Annotated in this window: 18 protein-coding genes; 11 read left to right on the top strand and 7 right to left on the bottom strand. The window is 40.8% G+C overall.

Annotated features, from left to right (window positions below; all coding sequences use genetic code 11):
• The first annotated feature begins 7 nt into the window (after positions 1-7).
• Complete coding sequence (locus tag Q7P97_RS09350) at positions 8-2911, top strand: DEAD/DEAH box helicase (protein ID WP_303968931.1); 2904 nt, start codon at positions 8-10, stop codon at positions 2909-2911.
• Between the two features lie 40 nt (positions 2912-2951).
• Here Q7P97_RS09350 and Q7P97_RS09345 read toward each other — a convergent pair whose 3' ends face one another.
• Positions 2952-4739: a multicopper oxidase family protein gene (locus tag Q7P97_RS09345; RefSeq protein WP_303968930.1), complete on the bottom strand. Its 1788-nt coding sequence runs from the start codon at positions 4737-4739 to the stop codon at positions 2952-2954.
• Between the two features lie 158 nt (positions 4740-4897).
• Here Q7P97_RS09345 and Q7P97_RS09340 point away from each other — a divergent pair, with 158 nt between their 5' ends.
• On the top strand, positions 4898-5755 hold the full coding sequence (locus Q7P97_RS09340; protein WP_085427643.1) for a YitT family protein: 858 nt from the start codon (positions 4898-4900) through the stop codon (positions 5753-5755).
• 49 nt (positions 5756-5804) lie between these two features.
• On the opposite strand, the gene Q7P97_RS09335 is transcribed toward Q7P97_RS09340, so the two are convergent.
• Positions 5805-7538 (bottom strand): globin-coupled sensor protein, encoded by a 1734-nt coding sequence (locus tag Q7P97_RS09335; protein WP_303968929.1) that lies wholly within the window; start codon positions 7536-7538, stop codon positions 5805-5807.
• A gap of 191 nt (positions 7539-7729) precedes the next feature.
• On the opposite strand from Q7P97_RS09335, the gene Q7P97_RS09330 reads away from it, so the two are divergent.
• On the top strand, positions 7730-9184 hold the full coding sequence (locus Q7P97_RS09330; protein ID WP_303968928.1) for a protein adenylyltransferase SelO: 1455 nt from the start codon (positions 7730-7732) through the stop codon (positions 9182-9184).
• 161 nt (positions 9185-9345) lie between these two features.
• On the opposite strand, the gene Q7P97_RS09325 is transcribed toward Q7P97_RS09330, so the two are convergent.
• The 3 genes from Q7P97_RS09325 to Q7P97_RS09315 form a co-directional block, all read right to left on the bottom strand.
• The gene (locus Q7P97_RS09325; RefSeq protein WP_303968927.1) at positions 9346-10284 is read right to left on the bottom strand and encodes an ABC transporter permease; all 939 of its coding nucleotides are present in this window, start codon (positions 10282-10284) and stop codon (positions 9346-9348) included.
• Complete coding sequence (locus Q7P97_RS09320) at positions 10262-11185, bottom strand: ABC transporter ATP-binding protein (protein ID WP_303968926.1); 924 nt, start codon at positions 11183-11185, stop codon at positions 10262-10264. The genes Q7P97_RS09325 and Q7P97_RS09320 overlap by 23 nt, the downstream gene beginning before the upstream one ends.
• Positions 11186-11429: 244 nt before the next feature.
• Complete coding sequence (locus tag Q7P97_RS09315; RefSeq protein WP_303968925.1) at positions 11430-12758, bottom strand: TrkH family potassium uptake protein; 1329 nt, start codon at positions 12756-12758, stop codon at positions 11430-11432.
• 175 nt (positions 12759-12933) lie between these two features.
• On the opposite strand from Q7P97_RS09315, the gene Q7P97_RS09310 reads away from it, so the two are divergent.
• Positions 12934-13161 (top strand): hypothetical protein, encoded by a 228-nt coding sequence (locus Q7P97_RS09310; protein WP_303968924.1) that lies wholly within the window; start codon positions 12934-12936, stop codon positions 13159-13161.
• A 29-nt stretch (positions 13162-13190) separates the two neighbouring features.
• Here the strand turns inward: Q7P97_RS09310 and Q7P97_RS09305 are convergent, their stop codons facing one another.
• On the bottom strand, positions 13191-13346 hold the full coding sequence (locus Q7P97_RS09305) for a hypothetical protein (protein ID WP_303968923.1): 156 nt from the start codon (positions 13344-13346) through the stop codon (positions 13191-13193).
• A gap of 63 nt (positions 13347-13409) precedes the next feature.
• Positions 13410-14339, bottom strand: coding sequence for a patatin-like phospholipase family protein (locus tag Q7P97_RS09300; RefSeq protein ID WP_303968922.1), 930 nt, complete (start codon positions 14337-14339; stop codon positions 13410-13412).
• A gap of 169 nt (positions 14340-14508) precedes the next feature.
• On the opposite strand from Q7P97_RS09300, the gene Q7P97_RS09295 reads away from it, so the two are divergent.
• The 7 genes from Q7P97_RS09295 to Q7P97_RS09265 all read left to right on the top strand — a co-directional run bounded on the left by Q7P97_RS09295 (position 14509) and on the right by Q7P97_RS09265 (position 20424).
• On the top strand, positions 14509-14856 hold the full coding sequence (locus Q7P97_RS09295; protein ID WP_303968921.1) for a DUF378 domain-containing protein: 348 nt from the start codon (positions 14509-14511) through the stop codon (positions 14854-14856).
• A 134-nt stretch (positions 14857-14990) separates the two neighbouring features.
• Positions 14991-15554, top strand: coding sequence for an RNA polymerase sigma factor (locus Q7P97_RS09290; RefSeq protein ID WP_303968920.1), 564 nt, complete (start codon positions 14991-14993; stop codon positions 15552-15554).
• The gene (locus Q7P97_RS09285) at positions 15547-16260 is read left to right on the top strand and encodes an anti-sigma factor (RefSeq protein ID WP_303968919.1); all 714 of its coding nucleotides are present in this window, start codon (positions 15547-15549) and stop codon (positions 16258-16260) included. The genes Q7P97_RS09290 and Q7P97_RS09285 overlap by 8 nt, the downstream gene beginning before the upstream one ends.
• A 166-nt stretch (positions 16261-16426) precedes the next feature.
• On the top strand, positions 16427-17788 hold the full coding sequence (locus Q7P97_RS09280) for a copper amine oxidase (RefSeq protein ID WP_303968918.1): 1362 nt from the start codon (positions 16427-16429) through the stop codon (positions 17786-17788).
• 36 nt (positions 17789-17824) lie between these two features.
• The gene (locus Q7P97_RS09275; protein WP_303968917.1) at positions 17825-18463 is read left to right on the top strand and encodes a class F sortase; all 639 of its coding nucleotides are present in this window, start codon (positions 17825-17827) and stop codon (positions 18461-18463) included.
• A gap of 127 nt (positions 18464-18590) precedes the next feature.
• Positions 18591-19115 carry an RNA polymerase sigma factor gene (locus tag Q7P97_RS09270; protein ID WP_303968916.1) on the top strand — a complete coding sequence of 175 codons (525 nt, stop codon included), beginning with the start codon at positions 18591-18593 and terminating at the stop codon, positions 19113-19115.
• A complete protein-coding gene (locus tag Q7P97_RS09265; protein ID WP_303968915.1) occupies positions 19108-20424 on the top strand; it encodes a DUF4179 domain-containing protein in 1317 nt (438 codons plus the stop codon). The genes Q7P97_RS09270 and Q7P97_RS09265 overlap by 8 nt, the downstream gene beginning before the upstream one ends.
• Positions 20425-20429 lie beyond the last annotated feature (5 nt).

The raw sequence follows: 20429 nt of genomic DNA, 5'->3' as shown, positions 1-20429 counted from the left end.
CTTGGGAATGGGAGATTTTATTCGGCAATTAGAAGCATCTTTACAAAAAGGTTTTGTGAATAAAGAACATCATCAAAGTGGTAGTTATAAACCGGAGCTATTGGTGAACAGTTCCCAAAAGAACACGACGGTGTTGTCTTCTATTCAAGATGAACTTCGTCACTGTGAACAATTTCTCTTTTCCGTGGCATTCATTACAGATAGTGGGCTCGCTACACTTAAATCATTATTTTACGATCTACATAAACGAGGTGTAAATGGTCGGATCATCACGTCTACTTACCTATATTTCAATCAACCAAAAGTATTTCGTGAGCTTCTGAACATCCCAAATATTGAAGTGCGATTAACTGAAAAGCAAGGCTTTCATTCAAAGGGGTATATTTTTCAGCAAGGCGATCAGTATTCATTAATCGTAGGGAGCTCAAACTTAACTGCACATGCGCTGCAAGTGAATTATGAGTGGAATGTGAAGCTGACATCTCACCGCGATGGTGACATCGTTTATCACTTTAAGGATCAGTTTGAGGATGTATGGTCAGATGCTAATGAGTTAACTGAAGAATGGATTGCACACTATGAATTAGTTTATCAAGAGAATGCAGACCGGACGAGGGTGTCTCAAGTATTCGAGCATCCATCAGCTTATCAAACCAATGCCATTGAGCAAGCATTGGAAGTAGTCCCGAATAAGATGCAACAAGCAGCCCTTAGCAGTATTGAAGCAGTACGTGCAAATGGTCATGATAAAGGACTAGTTATTTCAGCTACGGGTACAGGGAAGACGTATCTTGCTGCTTTTGATGTGCGGAAATTTTCACCTAAACGTATGCTGTTTATTGTGCATAGAGAACAAATCTTGAAGAAAGCCATGCAGGATTTTAAACGTGTACTCGGCGGAATGGATGAAGACTTCGGCTTATACGTCGGGGCGAATCGACAAGCGGATAAAAAGTACGTTTTTGCGAGTATCCAAACATTATCAAAAGCTGAAAATCTTCAAGACTTTAATCCAGAAGACTTTGATTACATTTTAATTGACGAAGTGCATAAAGCAGGCGCAACTAGTTATTTACGTGTAATTGACTATTTTACACCCAAGTTCTTAATGGGGATGACCGCTACGCCTGAACGTACAGATGATTTCAATATTTACGAGCTTTTTGATTATAATATTGCGTATGAGATTCGTCTTCAAGAAGCGTTAGAAGAAGATATGCTGTGTCCGTTCCATTATTTTGGTGTGACGGATTTTGAAATAGATGGTGAGCTTATTGGTGACCACACGGTTCTCTCTAAATTGGTAACGAATGAACGCGTTGAGCATGTCATTGAAAAGATTGCCTATTACAGTCACGCCGGTGATCAGGTGAAAGGCTTGATGTTTTGCAGTCGAAAAGAGGAGGCGCGTGAATTATCAAAAGAACTCAATTTGCGCGGCTACAGAACCGTAGCATTAACGGGCGATGATTCGTATGATGAGCGCATGCGCAGAGTGGATCAGCTAGAAAAAGGAGAACTCGATTATATTCTGACCGTGGATATTTTCAATGAAGGTATCGATATTCCAAGTATCAACCAAGTAGTCATGCTTAGACAAACACAGTCCAGTATTATTTTTATTCAACAACTAGGACGTGGACTGCGCAAAGATCACAACAAGCCATTCGTTACGGTCATTGATTTTATCGGAAACTATGCGAATAACTATTTGATTCCAATTGCATTGTCTGGGGACCGCTCGATGAATAAAGACAATGTTCGAAGGAGTATGAAAGATACTAGTTATATTAAAGGCGTCTCGACAATTAATTTTGAAGAAGTTGCACAGAAACGGATTTTCAACGCAATCAACAGCAGTAATTTAACGTCTTTGAAAATCTTGAAAGAAGCGTATCAAGATTTGAGAAATAAAATTGGCAGAGTGCCTTATCTATCCGATTTTATCGAGCAGCATTCTATTGATCCGGTCGTTATCATTAATAAACACGATAGTTACTTTGATTTTCTACTAAAGGTTGTGTCTAAAGAAGACTCTATTCAAACGATTACTCCTTATGAAAATCAAGTATTAACGATGCTCTCTATAGAATTGATCAATGGCAAACGGATCCATGAAGTAGTGTTGGCGGAAATGTTACTTTCTAAAGGAAGTGTACGTTTAGATGAATTCATCTACGAGCTAGAATCTACAGGCTGTCAAGTGGATGAAGATACGATTGAATCTGTCATACGAATTTATGATTTATCGTTTTTCACACAAAACGCCCAAAGGAAATATGGCAATCAAGCGATTATAACGATGGATCATAACCAAGTTTTCACGTTCAACGAAAACATTCAGCAGAGTATAGAAGATGGTTCGTATGCAGTGTTTCTAATTGCAGACGTGTTGCGTAGTGCGAAAGAGAAATCTAAAGTATACGATTGTGCAAATAAATTAACGCTGCATGCCAAATATTCACGTAAAGATGTATGTAAATTATTGAATTGGCAGGCGGACGAGAGCTCGACGATGTATGGTTATAAAACGAAGCACGGTACTTGTCCTATATTCGTCACGTATCATAAGCATGGAGAAGTGGAAGCGAGCGTAGATTACGGTGATGAATTCATCAATCCTGAGTTATTCAAATGGTATACCCGCAGTAACCGAACGCTCCGATCGAATGAAGTGCAAACAATTATTCAGGCGAAAGAAAAAGATATCGACATTCATTTATTCGTAAAGAAGGATGACGACGAGGGAACAGACTTCTATTACTTGGGTAAAGGCCTACCTGACCAGCAAAGTGTTGTGGAAGACCATATGATAGATGGTAAAGGAAAGCGTTTGCCAGTAGTCCATATGAACATGGTAATGGAGCACCCAGTAGAAAATACACTCTATGATTATTTGATAGAAGCCTAAAAACCCCGCGAGATTACATCTCTCACGGGGTTCTTTTTCATCATTCACATTCGCATCGATACGTTTCGGAACAAGGAGGACATGTAGGACATTTTTTATGATGACGTTCTTTTTTCGATGGGTGATTCGATTTCTTTTTCTTACAAGTACAGCTTTTTTTACATGTACACTTACCCTGACATGTACACTTCTTCTTGCACTCACATTTGCGTTTTGGTTTATGCTCATTGCATGTACAGTTGGTTTTGCAGCCACATTTACGCTCCACTACTTCGAATTGTCGCATCATATCATGGTCTTCGTGCTCTAAAATATGACAATGAAGCATATAGCGACCGGTGAATGGAGCAAAGCGCATAATGACACGTGTCACAAACCCAGGTGGAGACTGGACAACGTCTTTCCAGCCTCGTTCATTTACGGCAGGTTTTACAGGAGGGCCTGTAAAATTGAGTAAACCATTCGCTGTGAAACCTTGGGCGTCAAATGGGATGCGATCGAGAATCTGGAATTGGATCAAATGGATGTGTATAGGATGCGTTGCGCCAGCCGTGTTGATGATGCGCCAGATCTCTGTATCATTCAGTTGAGGCTTGAAGTCGATTCGTTCCATGAAACCTTTATTATTAAACAAGAACTTTAAACGACCATATTCATCGATGTCTGCATCCAGTGTAATATCACGTGTTCGAGCAGCGTCGCATTCCCGAAGTTTAGGTATATGGCTGAGTATAGACGGGAGATTGCTCGTATCTGGTGCTGCTAATTCAACCACTCTGAACTGCATAATCCGACCATCGGTTTCAGGGTCAGGAGGAGTACCTATTGGTGGTGGGAAATCAAACGGAGTGGCTGCAGTATTTTCTAATACGATCGTATCATCGGGTGCCAGTTTGGAGAAATCAATAATGACATCCATCCGTTCAGCAGGTGCAATCGTTAACTCATCCATATAGACAGGTGTTTCCAATAATCCACCATCTGAACCGATTTGTATGATCTTCTGACCGTTTGATAAATTCATTTTATAAAAGCGTTCATTGGATGCATTCAATATACGGAATCGGTACTTTCTTGGCTCTACTTCTAAAAACGGCCAGACTTTACCGTTGACTGTGATGTTTTCAAATGCCTCACCAGGTGTGACGGAAGGATGAGGGAATGTCAATCCGGGTTGTACAGGTCCTGGTGTGAAAGCCGGTGTATCTGAATAAAATAGGGAGCCGTCTTCGTTAAAGCCACGATCAGCGATAATTAATGGAATTTCATATGCTCCAGAAGGAAGATTTAGTTTACGTTCTTCTTCATCACGAATAATATACATGCCAACGAGACCCGCATAGACATTTAAACGAGTAATGCCGACTGCGTGATCATGGTACCAAAGTGTAGCGGCACGCTGATTATTATTATATTTGTAGACAGGCGAGTCAAATACCGCGCCGACGGTACGATAGTTATTTGTAAACCAAGCTTCAGGATGACCATCGCTTTCAGGCTCAACTTCCGCGCCGTGTAAATGGACAACTGTACGAACATCTGGCATATGTTCGCTTGAACCGTGCAGTGTTCTATCGATTGGTAGGAAATGTTTCTCAGGGAGTTCATTCTTCCACTTGACATGTGCGCACTCACCACTGTTGACATTGACTAGTGGACCAGGGAATTGCCCCTCATATCCCCAAATTTTTGTAGGTGCCAATTCTGAATGAAACTCGTGAAAGAACTCTTTCATGCCAATTTCATAGTACGTGAAGCACTTATGCCTCTCCAGTGGAGTAAGATATTGAGGAATAGGTAGTGGGTCAATAAACGGTGTTAATTTCAATACATCGCTTCCTTCCAAGTGAATTTACTATCAAAACTAGTAAATGCAAAGGGGGGACCGTTTATGCCTATAAATATACGGTAGGCTATTCATCCTCACAAATATGATGTAAAATGACAAATGTACTTTTAGCTCATCGAGATAGGGAGGTTTTACGAATGAAAACCCGTTCACCAAAGAAAAAGCTTCTGATAGAATATGTCTGGATTATGATTGGATCTGTTTTAGTCGGTTTAGCTTTTAATATATTTTTCTTACCAGCGCGACTAGCAGCTGGAGGCGTATCTGGAATTAGTACCATTCTGTATGAGATGTATGGGTTTGAGCCTGCCTTTGTTCAGTGGCTTATTAATATTCCAATATTCTTCATAGGCATGTTACTTCTTGGCAAGGATTTTAGTCTAAAAACATTAGTTGGAACATTTTTTGTGCCACTAACTATTTGGCTGACTGCTGATATACCTTCGACTATCGACAATCCTTTACTATCCGCTATCTATGGAGGAATCATGTTAGGAGTAGGGCTTGGCATAGTTTACAGAGGAAATGGTTCGACTGGAGGACTAGCGACCGTGGCGCAAATCGTCAAGAAGTATTCGGGTTTGTCCAGTGGATATGCACAATTAATTGTAGATGGCATGGTGGTTATTGCATCCGCTATTGTATTTAATTTAGAGCTGGCATTATTTGCGATGATGGCGATCTTCGTAACCAGTAAGGTAATTGACTTTGTGCAATTACAGACATCACAATCTAAGCTGGTATTGATCATTACGGATAATGAAGAACGTATCCAGACGATTATTAAAGAGGAGATTGACCGCGGATTGACTAAGGTTCGCTCGGTAGGCGGCTTTTCCAATCAAGAGAAAACTATGATTTTATGTGTAGTAGAGCAAGCGGAAGCGATTTATTTGAAGAAGATTCTGAGAGAGGAAGAACCACAGGCATTTGTTGTATTCCTGAACGCTTCAGAAATTCTCGGTAGAGGATTCTCTCTTGCGAAAGTGTATTGAAAAAAGCTATCTTGGACATCCATTGATGTCCAAGATAGCTTTTTTACGATCATACTGGTTGTAAGTTCTCGCTTTCTTTTTCTAGAACGATGATTAATTCGTCTAGTAGATTAACTACTTCAATTGAAGCAACTTCTAATTGCCGCAAATCATTTTCAGCACCCGCACGGTCACCTTGTTCAAAGTGAGTTGCTGCTTCGCGTGCGTATTGATGAACTAATGCATGATACTGATCTATGTTTTGATAGGCAGTCAGATGACCGAGCCTTTTTTGGGTTTCAGGCAGGTTATACCATTTACCAAGGCGGCAATCTTTGTGAGAAGAAACATCTGCCGGCCTCACAGTCTCTAGACCTAATAGCATATTATAAATACGCCATTTCCATAGTATGTGATCGGCTTTCGATAATTGTAGTAAAGCTTTAGAAGATAAGTGAACACTGTTTTCGCTAATTACGCGTAAACGAAACTCATTGATCTCTTGACTCAAGTCGTAAATGGAAGCAGAAGTACTCTCACCAAATTGACGTATGTCTTCCTGTGTTTGTGAAATCGCCATCATACGATGAGACACTTCGTCAATTGAGGCAGCTTGTTGCTGGGATATGGCGGCTGTATTGCTGACATCCATATTAATTTCTTCGATTGCAGAAACAATAGCTGTCAATAACGGCAAAGCGTTTTTCGCTTCTGAAGTAGCATGCGTAATGATCTTCGTTGTATCTTCAATAGAATGGGATACGTTATTAGCATAGGATTTTAAATGTCCTACGTTATCTGTAACTTCAGCCAGTGCAGACACTGTATTTTCAGCCAGTTTACGAACCTCTTGTGCAACGACAGCAAATCCCTTACCGTGTTCACCTGCTCTCGCTGCTTCAATGGATGCGTTCAATGCCAGCAAGTTCGTCTGCCCTGCAATGCCATTGATCAATTGCACGACGTTTTCAATTTCTCCGATGCGGTGTTGCAAAGAAGAGAATGTCTCAACGATAGAACGGAATTGTTGTTCCGTTTGAAAAATATCTTCTAGTGTTGTTTCGATTGTTTTCTTACTGTTTATCGCATAATCTACGGAGTCCGCAGTCTTTTCAGAAATTCGTGAGGAAGTATTGGCTACTTCCGTAATAGAAGCTGTAATTTGTTCAGTAGCGGCAGTAGAGGATTGGATTTCATCAGATTGGTGGTCTAGGCTAAAGATCAAATCCTTCATGAACATGATCTTTGCATTCGCATCAACAAGACCTGAAATTTCTGTCACTACATGTTCTACTGTCTGCTCTGTCATCAGTTCAATATACAGTTGCTGATCAATATTGACAGCGGCTTGCAGAGACTTCAGTAAATCGAATGCTTTGGCTGGGCGATAACCGAAATGATACAATACATGCGTCTGGATATAAAAGGCGAATTGATTAAATAAAACAATAGTTTTTCCTGCTTCGAATTTATGCTTGCGTAAAGTAAAGAAGAAGCGAAGTGTCTTCTCCATATATTCTGTACTGCGTGTCATGGTGAAGAAGTCATGTAAATACTCATCAATTAATGAGCGAGGTACAGGATTTTTTTGTGTAGGAGAAAGTTCACTTAAATATTGTTCAAAAATATCAGTAATACTCGGTGTGATGTTCTCACACTTTTTATATAGTTCTTGAAGATTTTGAACGTCTTGTTTGTGGAAATTATTGTAGTGCAGTGTTTCTTGAAATCTCGGCGCAGAATCCAAATCCGTGCCTCTTTGAAGTAATTGTTTCATATTCATTTTGGGACGAAATGATGACATGGTATAAGCCTCCTAAAAAGGTGTTTATTAATAGTATAGATATTTTTACGCATAAATCAATGTGAAATAGGATAAATTATTTATAATTTGAGTAAAAGGGTCTAAATGGTGTTAATATATTTTTTCTGAACTAGAGCACAATAGAAATTGGTGATTTATTCTAGATTAACAAATGGAGGGAAGAGGAATATATGAAAAGTAATCAAACTATTGGATGGAAAGTCGAATGTAGCTACTGTGACTTACCGGAGGCATTTTATACAGAAGTGGAACCGAATACCGTCGACTCCCCGCAATTAGTCCTGACCAATGATGAATTGGCAGTATCGTTAGGGTTGGATGAAAAACAATTGCATTCTGAAGAAGCAATCGCCATCTTTGCCGGAAATAAACGCCTCGAAGGAATAGAACCTATTGCGCAAGCTTACGCGGGACATCAGTTCGGTAATTTCACGATGCTTGGTGATGGACGTGCCATGCTGTTAGGGGAGCATCTCACACCCGAAGGGCATCGGGTGGATATTCAATTAAAGGGCTCGGGAAGGACACCCTATTCGCGCGGTGGGGACGGACGTGCGGCACTTGGTCCGATGTTACGAGAGTATTTGATCAGCGAAGCCATGCATGGGCTGAGTATCCCCACAACACGCAGTTTAGCTGTCACCGTAACAGGAGAACCTGTTTTGCGGGAAAAGGCTTTGACAGGCGCAGTGTTGACGAGAGTCGCTTCAAGTCATTTACGCGTAGGGACGTTCCAATATGCAGCGGCGAGACAAGTAGTCGAGGATCTACGGGCTCTTTCAGATTACACGATCAACCGGCACTTTCCTGAAGCAAAATCAGAGTCACAACCCTATTTATCGCTATTGGAACACGTCATCCAACGTCAAGCTTCTTTGATTGCCAAATGGCAGCTGGTCGGCTTCATTCATGGTGTGATGAATACGGACAACATGGCAATAGGCGGTGAGACAATCGACTATGGACCTTGCGCATTTATGGATAGCTATGATCCAAAAACTGTTTTTAGCTCGATTGACGTGCAAGGACGCTATTCTTACAGCAATCAGCCTGGTATAGCAGAATGGAATTTAACGCGCTTTGCCGAAACACTTGTCCCATTGCTTCATGAAGAGCCAGCGGAAGCTGTAAAACTGGCAGAGGGTAAGCTTGCTGAATTTGGCAGGCTTTATGTTGCCGAGTGGATGGACGGTATGCGTTCGAAACTCGGTCTGTTCAATGAGGAAGAAGCTGATGCAACGTTAGTCAATGACTTACTTGCTATCATGGAAAACCATCAGGCTGATTATACGAACACGTTTCGTTCATTGACACTTGGTCAACAAGAAGAAATGTTTGGCATGCCTGAGTTCATTGAGTGGAAAGATCGCTGGACGGATCGACTGCAACGTCAGCCGCAAGATGTCCAAGAAGTAGAAGCATTAATGAAACAGCATAATCCATCAGTCATCCCGAGAAATCATCGGGTGGAGGAAGCACTAAAGGCAGCAGAAACAGGTAATATGCAACCGTTTATCCGTTTGCTTAAAGTACTTGAAAACCCTTATGCTTATACAGCGGAACAAGAAGAATACACGACACCGCCTTCTGATGGAAGTTCTTTTCAGACGTACTGCGGAACATAAAAAAGAGATGCCCCGGAAATTACAATGGGGCATCTCCTTTTTAATAAAGCATAGTTTAAGGCTTGATATAAGGGAAGTTAGTAGTGAATGTAAGTGGATTGCTGCTCGGTCAAAACAGCATATCTATTCATTCAAAAATCTCTCTCCATTCTTTAAAAATCCTATGCAGTAATATCCCGTTTCGTAAACACAGTGTAGCTAATCACCAAGAAAACGACTATATATACTGCCAATACAACAAGTGAGAACGGCATCGTGATTCCATCCACGAATACAGAATTGGTCTCATACATCGTCAGATTCATATGCGTGAACACCAAGTATTTCGCAACTTCATACTGAGAAAGTAATAAAGCGATCGTATTACCAGTAAAGAAAATGAATAATGACAGACCAATAGCCATTCCGTTAGAACGGAATACACTGCCGATCATGAAGGCAAACGTGGCGGTGATGAGCACGTTGGCGAAAGACAGAACCAGCATATACAGCCCGTGCCCCCATACCGAAACAGGGACGATTGCATTGCCAACTAATTTCAGTTCCTGACCCGCACCTGAAGGGAACAGAATATATGCACTGATGACCGTTACCGCGAATCCTATAGACATGAGCAAAATCCCAAACAAAAGGACTGTAATGTATTTTGCCGTCATGATTTTCCAACGACTAACTGGTCGCGTCAGTAACATTTTGATTGTGCCTTGGGAGAATTCAGAAGCTACGATGCCAGCTGCTGCTATGACTGTTAGAAGTACGACAAAGCTTCCAACCCCGACAGGATTAATAATCAAGGATTCCCGACCATCTTCAGCAAGAGGAGGAATGTTATTTGCTAAACGGTATTCTAAAACTTTAACCGTTTCCTCATTCTGTTTACGTTCCATTTCAGGAAGGTCAAGCTCAAGTGCCTCTTTTGTATAGTTTATCTGTTCTTGTGCATTGGACTTCCAATCGGTCGCCTCTGTACGATCTTGGTTGTTTATCCATTTAGTCAATCCCATTAGGCCGATGACTGAGATAATTAACAAAATAGTCATTACCCATGTACCTTTTTTAGCCCATAACTTCATCCATTCATTTTGTATGAGATTCAGCAATTTGTCCGCCTCCCGTCATTTCAAGGAATTGATCCTCTAGTGTTTTACGGTGTGGATGCACGGCATATACGTCAATTTTATTAGATGTGAGAAGCTGAATAATAAATGGAATCTGATCTTTTTCAGCTTGCAGTAGTAAACCGACAGGTAGTAATTCTATTGTGAAGCCATTGGAAATCAATAAACTCTTTGCATCTTCGGCAGGAGACAGTTCTAGGTAGTAATGGGATTGAGTAGTTTCTGCCATATCTCGTATATCGACAAGACGCCCATTTTGTATTACAGCTATCCGGTCGCACATTAATTCAATTTCGGATAACATATGGCTCGAAACAAAGACAGAAACACCTTCCGTTTCCGCTATGGTTCGCAAATGTTCACGAAACTCCCGAATACCTGCAGGATCCAGGCCGTTCGTTGGTTCATCTAGAATCAAAAATTTAGGGCGGTGCAATAAAGCCTGCGCCAAGCCAAGACGCTGTCGCATACCTAGCGAGTAAGTGGAAACCTTTTCATGAATCCGTTGTTCCAATCCTACTTGGGTAACGACTTCGTTGATTCGTTCTTTACTGATATTCTTCTGCATGCGTGCAAAATGCAGTAAGTTTTTGTAACCTGACATAAATTTATACATCTCAGGGTTTTCTACAATGACGCCTACTTTGGATAGACCTTCTTCAAAGTCTTCGGAGAGCGACTTCCCGTCAATCAGGATTTCGCCGCTAGTCCGTTTCATCAGCCCGACCATCATGCGAATGGTCGTAGTTTTACCGGCTCCATTTGGTCCAAGGAATCCTGTGATCTGACCAGGATATAGAGAAAGGCTGATATTATCGATGATTTTCTTGTTGCCAATGACTTTCGTCAAGTTTTGTAGTTCGACTATTGGTTTTATGTCCATAGATCCTCCCTTTTGTATCAGTGATGAAGAGTACTTATAGTATTTAACGATTTTTATTCGTAAAAGTTGTAAGACTTAAAAAGTTAAGCGTGGTCAAAGTCTGTTTTACGGATAATTCATATAGATAAGAGAATGGACAACGATGTCACCTTTTCCTTCTGTATACAGTGGTGCTTTTCATGTCAACAAGGAAATCCTTCAGAATAAATTCAAAGAGGTTAAGGATAATAATTTATAGGTTAATTCAACCGGTCTGCACTTGATCGTACGAATAGCGATACGATTCCTTTTTTGCCCGAATAAGTAAGAAGAACAATGTCAACGGGCCAATTCGTCCTAAGAACATGACAACGCAGAGTATGGCTTTGCCTGCGGAGCTTAAATCATCTGTAATGCCCATGGACAATCCTACCGTACCAAAAGCAGAAATGGTTTCAAACAAGACAGGCAGGAACGGTATACGTTCTGTAATGGATAATAAAAATAATGCGGTGAACACTACACAAGAGCTCACTGCAGCGATCGCCATGGAACGAACAATTAACTCTGCTTTAATTGTTCGTTTGAAAATGTGTGGTTCTTTTATGCCCCTGAAATAAGAAAGTGTCGCTAATATAATAATCATAAAGGTCGTCAATTTAATTCCCGATGCTGTAGAAGCACTTCCTCCACCGATAAACATCAGAAGAAGTGTGAGAAGCAATGAGGATTCTTCCATATCGCCAACAGCCATCATATTGAAGCCGGCTGTTCTTGGCGTGACGGCTTGGAAGTAGGAAGTCCATACTTTATCTATAAAGCTCAGATCCGCAATAGTTTTTTCATTGTGAAATTCTAGTATAAGCAAAAATAACGTAGCAATTGCATTCAAGGTCAATGTACCGTACACCATCATTTTAGTATGTAAAGCCCATTGTTGTATAGAACGCTTATGCCAAATATCCATCACTACTATAAAACCAATTCCGCCAATAACAAATAGACTAGATAAGATCAGGATGACAGCAGAATTCCCAGCGAACGATTCCAGATTATCTGGGAAGACGGAAAAACCGGCGTTATTAAATGCGGATATTACGTGAAACAAACTATAGTACAAGCCATGCTTCCATCCAAATTCAGGAACCCAGAAAAATGATAGTGCAATAAATGCAATACCCTCCGCTATGAAAACGAACAAAAGTATTTCACGCAGGAATTTAATCGTGCCTCCAATCGACTGATAGTTAAACGATTCCTGAATAAATATGCGGTTTTTCATGCCAACTTTTCTTCCAAGAATCATTAGTATAGCCACGGCAAATGCCATAAATCCCACTCCGCCAATTTGGATCAGAAAGAGTAAAATCAGTTCACCAAATAAAGTCAGTGTAGTGTTTATATTAAATACACTAAGACCGGTAACAGTCGTTGCCGAAGTGGCGGTGAAAAAAGCATCCGTCCAGCTAATTGGTGTATACGTAGCGAAAGGTAATTTCAGAAGTAAAGTACCTATCACAATAGTAACTGCGAAAGACAAAGCAATCAGTGCGGGTGGAGAAATAGTCCGTCGGCGCTTTAAAATAGTTGTCATATGTTGCTCATCTCCCGTATATCGAATGCAAAACGGCTTGTAGTATGTATCGGTTAAAAAGTAGTTATATAAATAAACCACAAAAAGACCTGTGGCCTCTTCAATATAGCAACAAGTCTTCGTTTTATGTTCACCGAATAGTGTGATATGGTAGTGGACAAGGGAGTGAATGTAAATGAGAAAATGTACAATTGATCACATGCAGCAGGATGTTGTGCAAAAGTTAAATGAACAACAAACATTCATGCCGCAAGAGCTAGTGGAAAATGGTAAGGTGTTTTTGACTAGGCAATTGAGTCAGGAAACATTGAATGAGGTATTTCATTTATTGAAAAAGTATGACTTGGCAACGGAAGTAGAACGTGCGGAACGTGATAGTAAGATGCAACAGTTATTTCTGTGAGCATGAAATTGACTCTATATGATAAGTTATTACTGTACATCACTTTGTAAAAGGGAGATCGCAGATTCAATTAACTGAATATCTTCTAAGATAAAAGTTTTGATATCGGCGGGTGCAGTATCGTACTCGTCACTGAGTAGTTCAAGCTCTCGGATGAAGATAGAACTTTCTTTATAGTTGGTCATGATAGCAACCCTCCTCATAAGTCAATTTACCCGTAGTGACAGGGTTTTAAACAGGAATTCATCCTAATATTTCATTTGTGTGACATTTCGCTGACTAACTAACTGTAAGTGAATTGGTGACCAAGTTAGCAGAAAATCCTTGGTACGGCTACGTCCGATAGACAGCAAGTTTTCAATTTCTTCTTCATTCATATCGAATTGAGTTGCACTGTAATCTTCTACAGGAATAAAGATTATATTCTTCTCTTGATCACGTGAGATATACTTTTCGTCATGCGCGTTTTTCATTGTGGCAAACAAGGCTTCGAATAACTGCAGGGCATTGCGAATAGAGCGTCCAGGTACTTCGTTTTGATCTCTACTTAACTTGAGACCAATTACTGGTCGTTTTATGGAAACCGTATCTTCATCGAAAATCCACATCGGGAAATTACTGAGTATTCCACCATCGACAACAATCGTTCCTTTCTGGGCTATCAGGCGCACCGGTTCAAAAAAGTATGGAATACCACAACTCATGCGAAGAGCTTTGGCAATTGAAAAACCATCAGGGTCGTATCCATATTGCTCTAAATCATCAGGCAAGACCATCATTTTACCGTTCGTTAAGTCGGACGCTACTAATTTCAACGAGCCTTTACGTAGGTCACCAAACGTGTAACAACTTTTTCGAGCTAGTTTATCAAAAAACCAATCCTCTAATGCTTTCCCTTGATATAAACCCATTCTCCAATAAAGCGATAACCATTTCATAAATGGAAATGATAGCAGGGACTTTCTTGGATCCAGCAAATCTTGAAAATCTTCTTCAGCCAACATGACTTCAATTTCATTAGCTGTATAGCCTGCTGCCAAAAAGCTTGCTACAATAGCACCGGCACTCGTTCCAGCTACATTTTCAAAATGATATCCTTGTTCCTCTAATTCTTGAACCGCACCTACTAACGCAAAACCCTTCAATCCACCGCCTGAAAACACTCCATTTATTCGCATGTGATCCCTACTTTCATTTTTATAGTCTTATACTGTAAGGTCTTAACTGAAGAAATAGAACAATTTTCATATGTAAATGTATGAAAAGTCTCATTCGGTGAACTATAATAAGGAATCTATACAAACATGTACTGGATTCGATTATAGATTGTTGGAGGAGGTGTGCAACATGAGTACATTTATGCGAATTGCACTAGCGTTAGTCATTATTGGTGCCCTTAACTGGGGATTGATCGGATTTTTCAACTTTGATTTGGTTGCCAGTGTATTTGGAGGACAAAACACGATTCTTGCTAAGATTGTTTATGCCATTGTGGGACTAAGCGGATTAGCTACAATTGGACTTTTAGTTAAATCGAATGAAGAAATGGTTGTCGATGTGGATGAGAAAGTAGAACCTCATAAACAGTTTGATCGAATTCGAAATGTGAATTACAACACAGAATTTGGTGAAGAGCTTGATTTGCAGAGAAAGCGTAAAAAAGTGGATCGGTCGCTTGAAGACCCCAAAGAATAATAAAAGAGGCGTTCTCGTTGCTATAACGGGAACACCTCTTTTTATGTTTTTAGAAATAGTAGAAGTCTAGTAAACGATGTCTTTCGATCGTCTATGGTAAGGTAAAAAGAAAAACCTGTAAAAAGGAGGATCTTATGACCGAACCGGATGATGTACAACTCTATTATCAAACAGTTGCTCATAATCGGCATTCATTTGAACAATTATATGACCGTTATGAAAAATTGGTTTTTTCATTTGCTTATCGAATGACTAATAACCGCACTATGGCGGAGGAAGTAACGCAAGACGTCTTTTTAAAGTTGTGGAATGGAACGAACCACTATACTGAAGACAAAGGAAAATTTTCTTCTTGGCTACTGACCGTGACACGAAATAAATCGATAGATGAGCTTCGTAAATCTAAACGCCATGCGTATGAACCGATGTTGGAGAAAGATTCATTGACGGAAGAGACCGTATCCACAGAAGTTACAGCTGAATGGAATGAACGGCGTGAAGTGATCCGTACGGCAATTGCGGAGCTACGCACAGAGCAACGAGAAATTATTGACTTGTTTTACTTTAAGGGCTTCAGCCAAAGTAAAATTGCCGAACACTGTAAGCTTCCACTTGGAACGGTAAAAGGTAGGATTCGGCTAGCATTAAAGCATTTAAAAGGAATTATTGGTCAGGAAGGAGGGGTGTCAAATGAATGAATCATGTCATATGCTGATTGACTATTTCAATCGTACCCTGACTGAAGACGAGATGAGACAATTTGAAAATCATTTGATTGAGTGCCCATCCTGTCAAGAAGAGTTAATGGAGTGGGAGATGTTAACAGAAGATCTACCTTATGAGTCAGAAGCGATAGAAGTACCGACAGATTTAAAAACGCGTATATTTGCTTCACTTCCTGACATCCCAGAACAAGCAAAAGTTGTACCGATGCCGACTAAAGAAAAAAGTCGTCGGCGTACGGGTCCCGTAACATCCGTACTGGCTGCGGGGTTATTTGCCTCACTCGTTGCGAATGCTTTCTTGTTTTCAGAAACACAAAAGGAATCTGAAATAGCACAGAGTGAAATCCAGTTAATTGGTCAAAGTATACTGGCACCAAAAGAAGGGTCGAGTGCATCCGCAGTCGCAATGTTAATAGCGGATGGCAATCAAAATATATTGCTACTCGACGCCAAAGATTTACCAACGCTCTCTAGAGATGAACTATATCAAGTCTGGGTGATAGAAGGAGATCAGCCGTATCCTGCGGGAATTGTTCAGCCAAATGAAACCGGTACAGGGACTGTTAGCCATCCGCTCACAGATCTTTCGGGAACATGGGATACTGTTGCGATCACGGTAGAGAAAGAACCGAACCTCTCAGCGCCAGAAGGCCAGATTATATTGGCCGGCGGAATATAGTAGAAGAATAGCCTGAACCTTCATGTAAAGTGATGGGTTCAGGCTTTTTCCTGCTGTATTCAACGCTATATTTATAGTTTTTTTAAAAACTTTTAAGGAAAAGTGATCCGTTTGTATATTCGTTGCGTTAGCTGTATAACAAAAACGAAAAAGGGAGCGATTGATTATGAAATTCAAAAAATCTTGGGCAGCTATTCCATTGAGTGTGTCACTACTATTTCCAACAGGAGCGATTCTGACAAGCGCAGCTGAACACGAACATGGAGGAAAAGCTTCTGAAGCTGTATCGAACAAAGCAGTAGATTTACGAGCAACACTCGACAGCATTCTTTCAGAGCATGCTTACTTGGCGGTTATTACGATGCAAAAAGGATTGGATGGTGCCGCCGACTTTGAAGCAGCCGCGGGGCAGCTTGGAGAAAATACGGATGAATTGTCGAAAGCAGTAGGTTCTGTTTACGGCGACAAAGCAGGTGAGCAATTCAAAGAAATCTGGAGCAGCCATATCGGCTATTTCGTCAACTATGTTACGGCAACAGCTGAGAAAGATGAAGAAGGTAGAAAGAAAGCACTTAAAGATCTAGACGGATACCGTGTCACTCAGGCAGACTTCTTGGCTGTCGCTACCGAAAATCGTCTAAAGGCGTCAGATCTAGAAGAAGGCTTGAAAATGCACGTCGATCAGTTGATCTGGGCATTCGATAACTATGGAGCAGAAGATTACGATAAGGCATATGAAAGTCTAAAGGAATCTATGCATCACATGTTCGGAACAGGAAAAGGTCTATCATGGGCGATCACTGACCAATTCCCTGAGAAATTCGACAATCTATCCGTAGACACGAAAGCTGCAGATTTACGCGAATCACTAAACAATGAATTTTCTACACATGCAGCTTTGGCGATACTTGCTATGCAAAAGGGAATCGACGGTGCGAAAGACTTTGACGCAGCTGCAGCTATTTTAAACAGCAATACAGAAGATCTAACGAAATCCGTGGAATCGGTGTACGGAGCTGAAGGAGCAAAACAGTTCAATGAAATCTGGAGCAGTCATATTGGCTACTTTGTGGATTATGTACAAGCAACAGCGAAAGAAGATAAAGCAGGACAAGACAAGGCCATGGCAGATTTGGATGCCTACCGTGTAACACAAGCTGCATTTTTGGATACGGCAACGGAAGGTCGCTTGAAAGCAGCAGATCTTGAAGAAGGTTTGAAGATGCACGTCGATCAATTACTAATGGCTTTCGATAGCTATGTAGATGAGGACTACGAAGCAACATATGACAATATTCACGAAGCATACAGTCATATGTTTGGTGTAGGAACCGCATTATCTGGTGCGATTGTTGATCAGTTCCCAGATCAGTTTGCTTCTGCAATGCCTGCCGACATGCCGAAAACAGGAATGGGCGGTATGAGTCAAGAAACGGATTATACAGTACTGTGGGTCACATTAAGTATGATCTTCATCGCAGGCACATCTCTTGTCTTGATTCGTAGAAAAACAGCAGAACAGCAATAAAAGAATACACTACTTTTTTAGGAAGGAGCCGTGTAGATGATGAAACTATATATACAAGTACTCATTGTGGCAATGCTGTTGGCTGGTTGTACACAGCCCGAGGCAAAACCGCAAGAGAAAGTTGTGAAGGCTTCTTCCCCTATAGAAGTAGCTGAGGTGGAAGATATGCCGATTGTTCCCTTACGTACGCCGGAGGAATTTTCATTAGAAGATAAACGGGTTGGTATCGAGCCGAAAGTAATTGAAATTCCTTCGCTCGACGTGAAGGCTACAGTTGAAGAAGTAGGGCGTCTTGATAATGGCCAGATGGGAGTCCCGCAAGACCCCAATCAGGCAGGCTGGTTTTCACCGGGTACAAAACCTGGTGGCAGGGGGAGTGCAGTTATTGCAGGACATGTAGATTCAAAGACGGGCCCAGCCGTATTTTATGAATTGGATAAGATGGAAATCGGCGACGACGTCTTGATACATGGTGAAGACGGGAAGACAATGCGTTTCGAAGTAGTGAAAAAGATTGCGTATCCACGTACTGATGCACCAGTTGATGCGATCTTTGGCTTCACGTATGGCAGTGGATTGAATTTAATCACGTGTACAGGATCGTGGGATCGCAAAGCTAAAACGCATGATGATCGTCTTGTCGTCTATACCGAATTAGTGGAATTAGCAGAATAAATAAAGTGAGGTGCCTAGTAAGAGCAGGCACCTTTTTTATGCAGAAAAATAAATAAAAAGTGCCGTGAACTTTTTAGCTGTTGTAGAGTCTAATGTATAAGAAGCTAGAAGAAGAGGTGATAGTCCAATGGAGGTTAATGAAAAAGAGTTGCATAGAAGAGCAATAGCCGGCGATGATGACGCATTTCTGGCTGTGATGCAACTATATAAGGAACCGCTTCTGCGGACAGCCTTGGCTTTTCTGCGAAATGAAAATGACGCGATTGAAGCACTACAGGAAGTAACGTATCGCGCATATAAAAAAATTGCGACAGTGAAAGATTCGAATTATCTCAAGACGTGGCTCATTCGGATTATGATGAATTACTGCCAAGATCAGTTAAAACTACGTAAACGATTCACTGTAGACGCCAGTGGATTAGAGACAGTATCTGCAGAGGATATTTCGTATCTTGAAATGAGGGAAGCGTTAGCTACTTTATCTAATGAAGAGCAACGATTAATTTATTTAAAATATTTTCAGGAAGTGAAAATTAAAGATATTGCACAATCGGAAAATATTCCAGAGGGCACAGTGAAGTCAAGGCTTCATAAGACGATGCGCACGCTGAGGTCATACTTTGAAGATAAAGGGGGTAGTGATCATGTATGAGACAGAAGAAGAGCGGTTGAAGCGACTGAAAGATCGTTTGGATCAACAGCAACTACCTTTATCTGAAGCTGATCAAGCGATCCGTCAAGGCATGGAAAGGGCGCGGCAAGAAAAGCGAGAGAGTAGAAAGAAACGAAAAAGAATATTCGGAAGTGTAGCGGTTGTGGCATTGTTGCTTCTGACATTCATTACGTCTATTCGCGTATCTCCTGTCTTCGCCAATGCAGTAGCCTCCATTCCAGGTCTGGAAAAGTTTGTGGAATTGATTGCGATAGATAAAGGGCTCGATGCAGCGATTCAGAACGACTATTATCAAGAAATCGGAGCGACTCAAACGATTGACGACAAAACACTTACAGTAGATGGCGTCATTTTAGATGAGTCGGGAGTTAATATTTTCTATACAATTGCATCCGATCATTCATTGAAAGGCTTACGAGTCGACTATATCAATTTACAAGCGGAAGGAATTCCCGAAGGCAGCTTTTCTTATGGAAATATGATGGATGAGGGAGAGAATTATACGTACAAAGATCGTATAGATTATCAGTTTGGTGAACAGTATACTTCACACAATCAGTCATTTGATTTGGAAGTAGCTATCAAATTGAAAGGCGAAGTGACGGTGTTTACTGTACCGTTTACTGTGCCTAAGCAAGTTAAGCCAAGTGAAGTCTATTCAATAGATAAAGAAGTGGAAATCAAAGGTCAAAAGTTTTGGATTGAAGACATTACGATATCCCCATTACGAGTAGGTGTAAAAGTTTCTATTGATCCAGATAATACGATGAAAATATTACAATTCGAGGATATGCGATTGGAAGATGAAAAAGGTGACGTATGGGGAGCAATTCGAAACGGTACGATCGCATCTGGAGGGGAAGACGGTAAGTATACGTATTTCCTACAAAGTAATTACTTCTCAAAACCAGAGAAACTATATTTGCGCATCAATAAAGTGCAGGCATTACGAGCCGAGGATGCCTTTGCTGAAGTGAACACGGAAACGAGTGAATGGATCAATCAGCCAGAAGATCAAAAGATTCGGTTGTTAGAATCCAATAAACATCACGCTGAATTCATCATGGACAATACGGGCGAGGAGGAGTTTCCATTTTTCTTTATTGGATCTGCAGTTGATGCAAACGGGAAAGAGGTGGAAACCCCTTCAACAGGTAAATATGGTGATGGAGAAGCAACGCATTGGGATTTGAACTTTGATCGGACCGATTATGTAAATCCATTGAAGCTAGAATTATTCGCTTATCCGAATTATCTCGAAGGCGATATTAAATTAGAGTTGAAATAAAAATG

Origin of the sequence: Sporosarcina ureae, from assembly GCF_029267015.1 — a bacterium.
Lineage (GTDB): Bacteria > Bacillota > Bacilli > Bacillales_A > Planococcaceae > Sporosarcina > Sporosarcina ureae_D.
The sequence above is the reverse complement of the archived record's forward strand: the minus strand, read 5'-3'. Positions and strand labels throughout refer to the sequence as shown.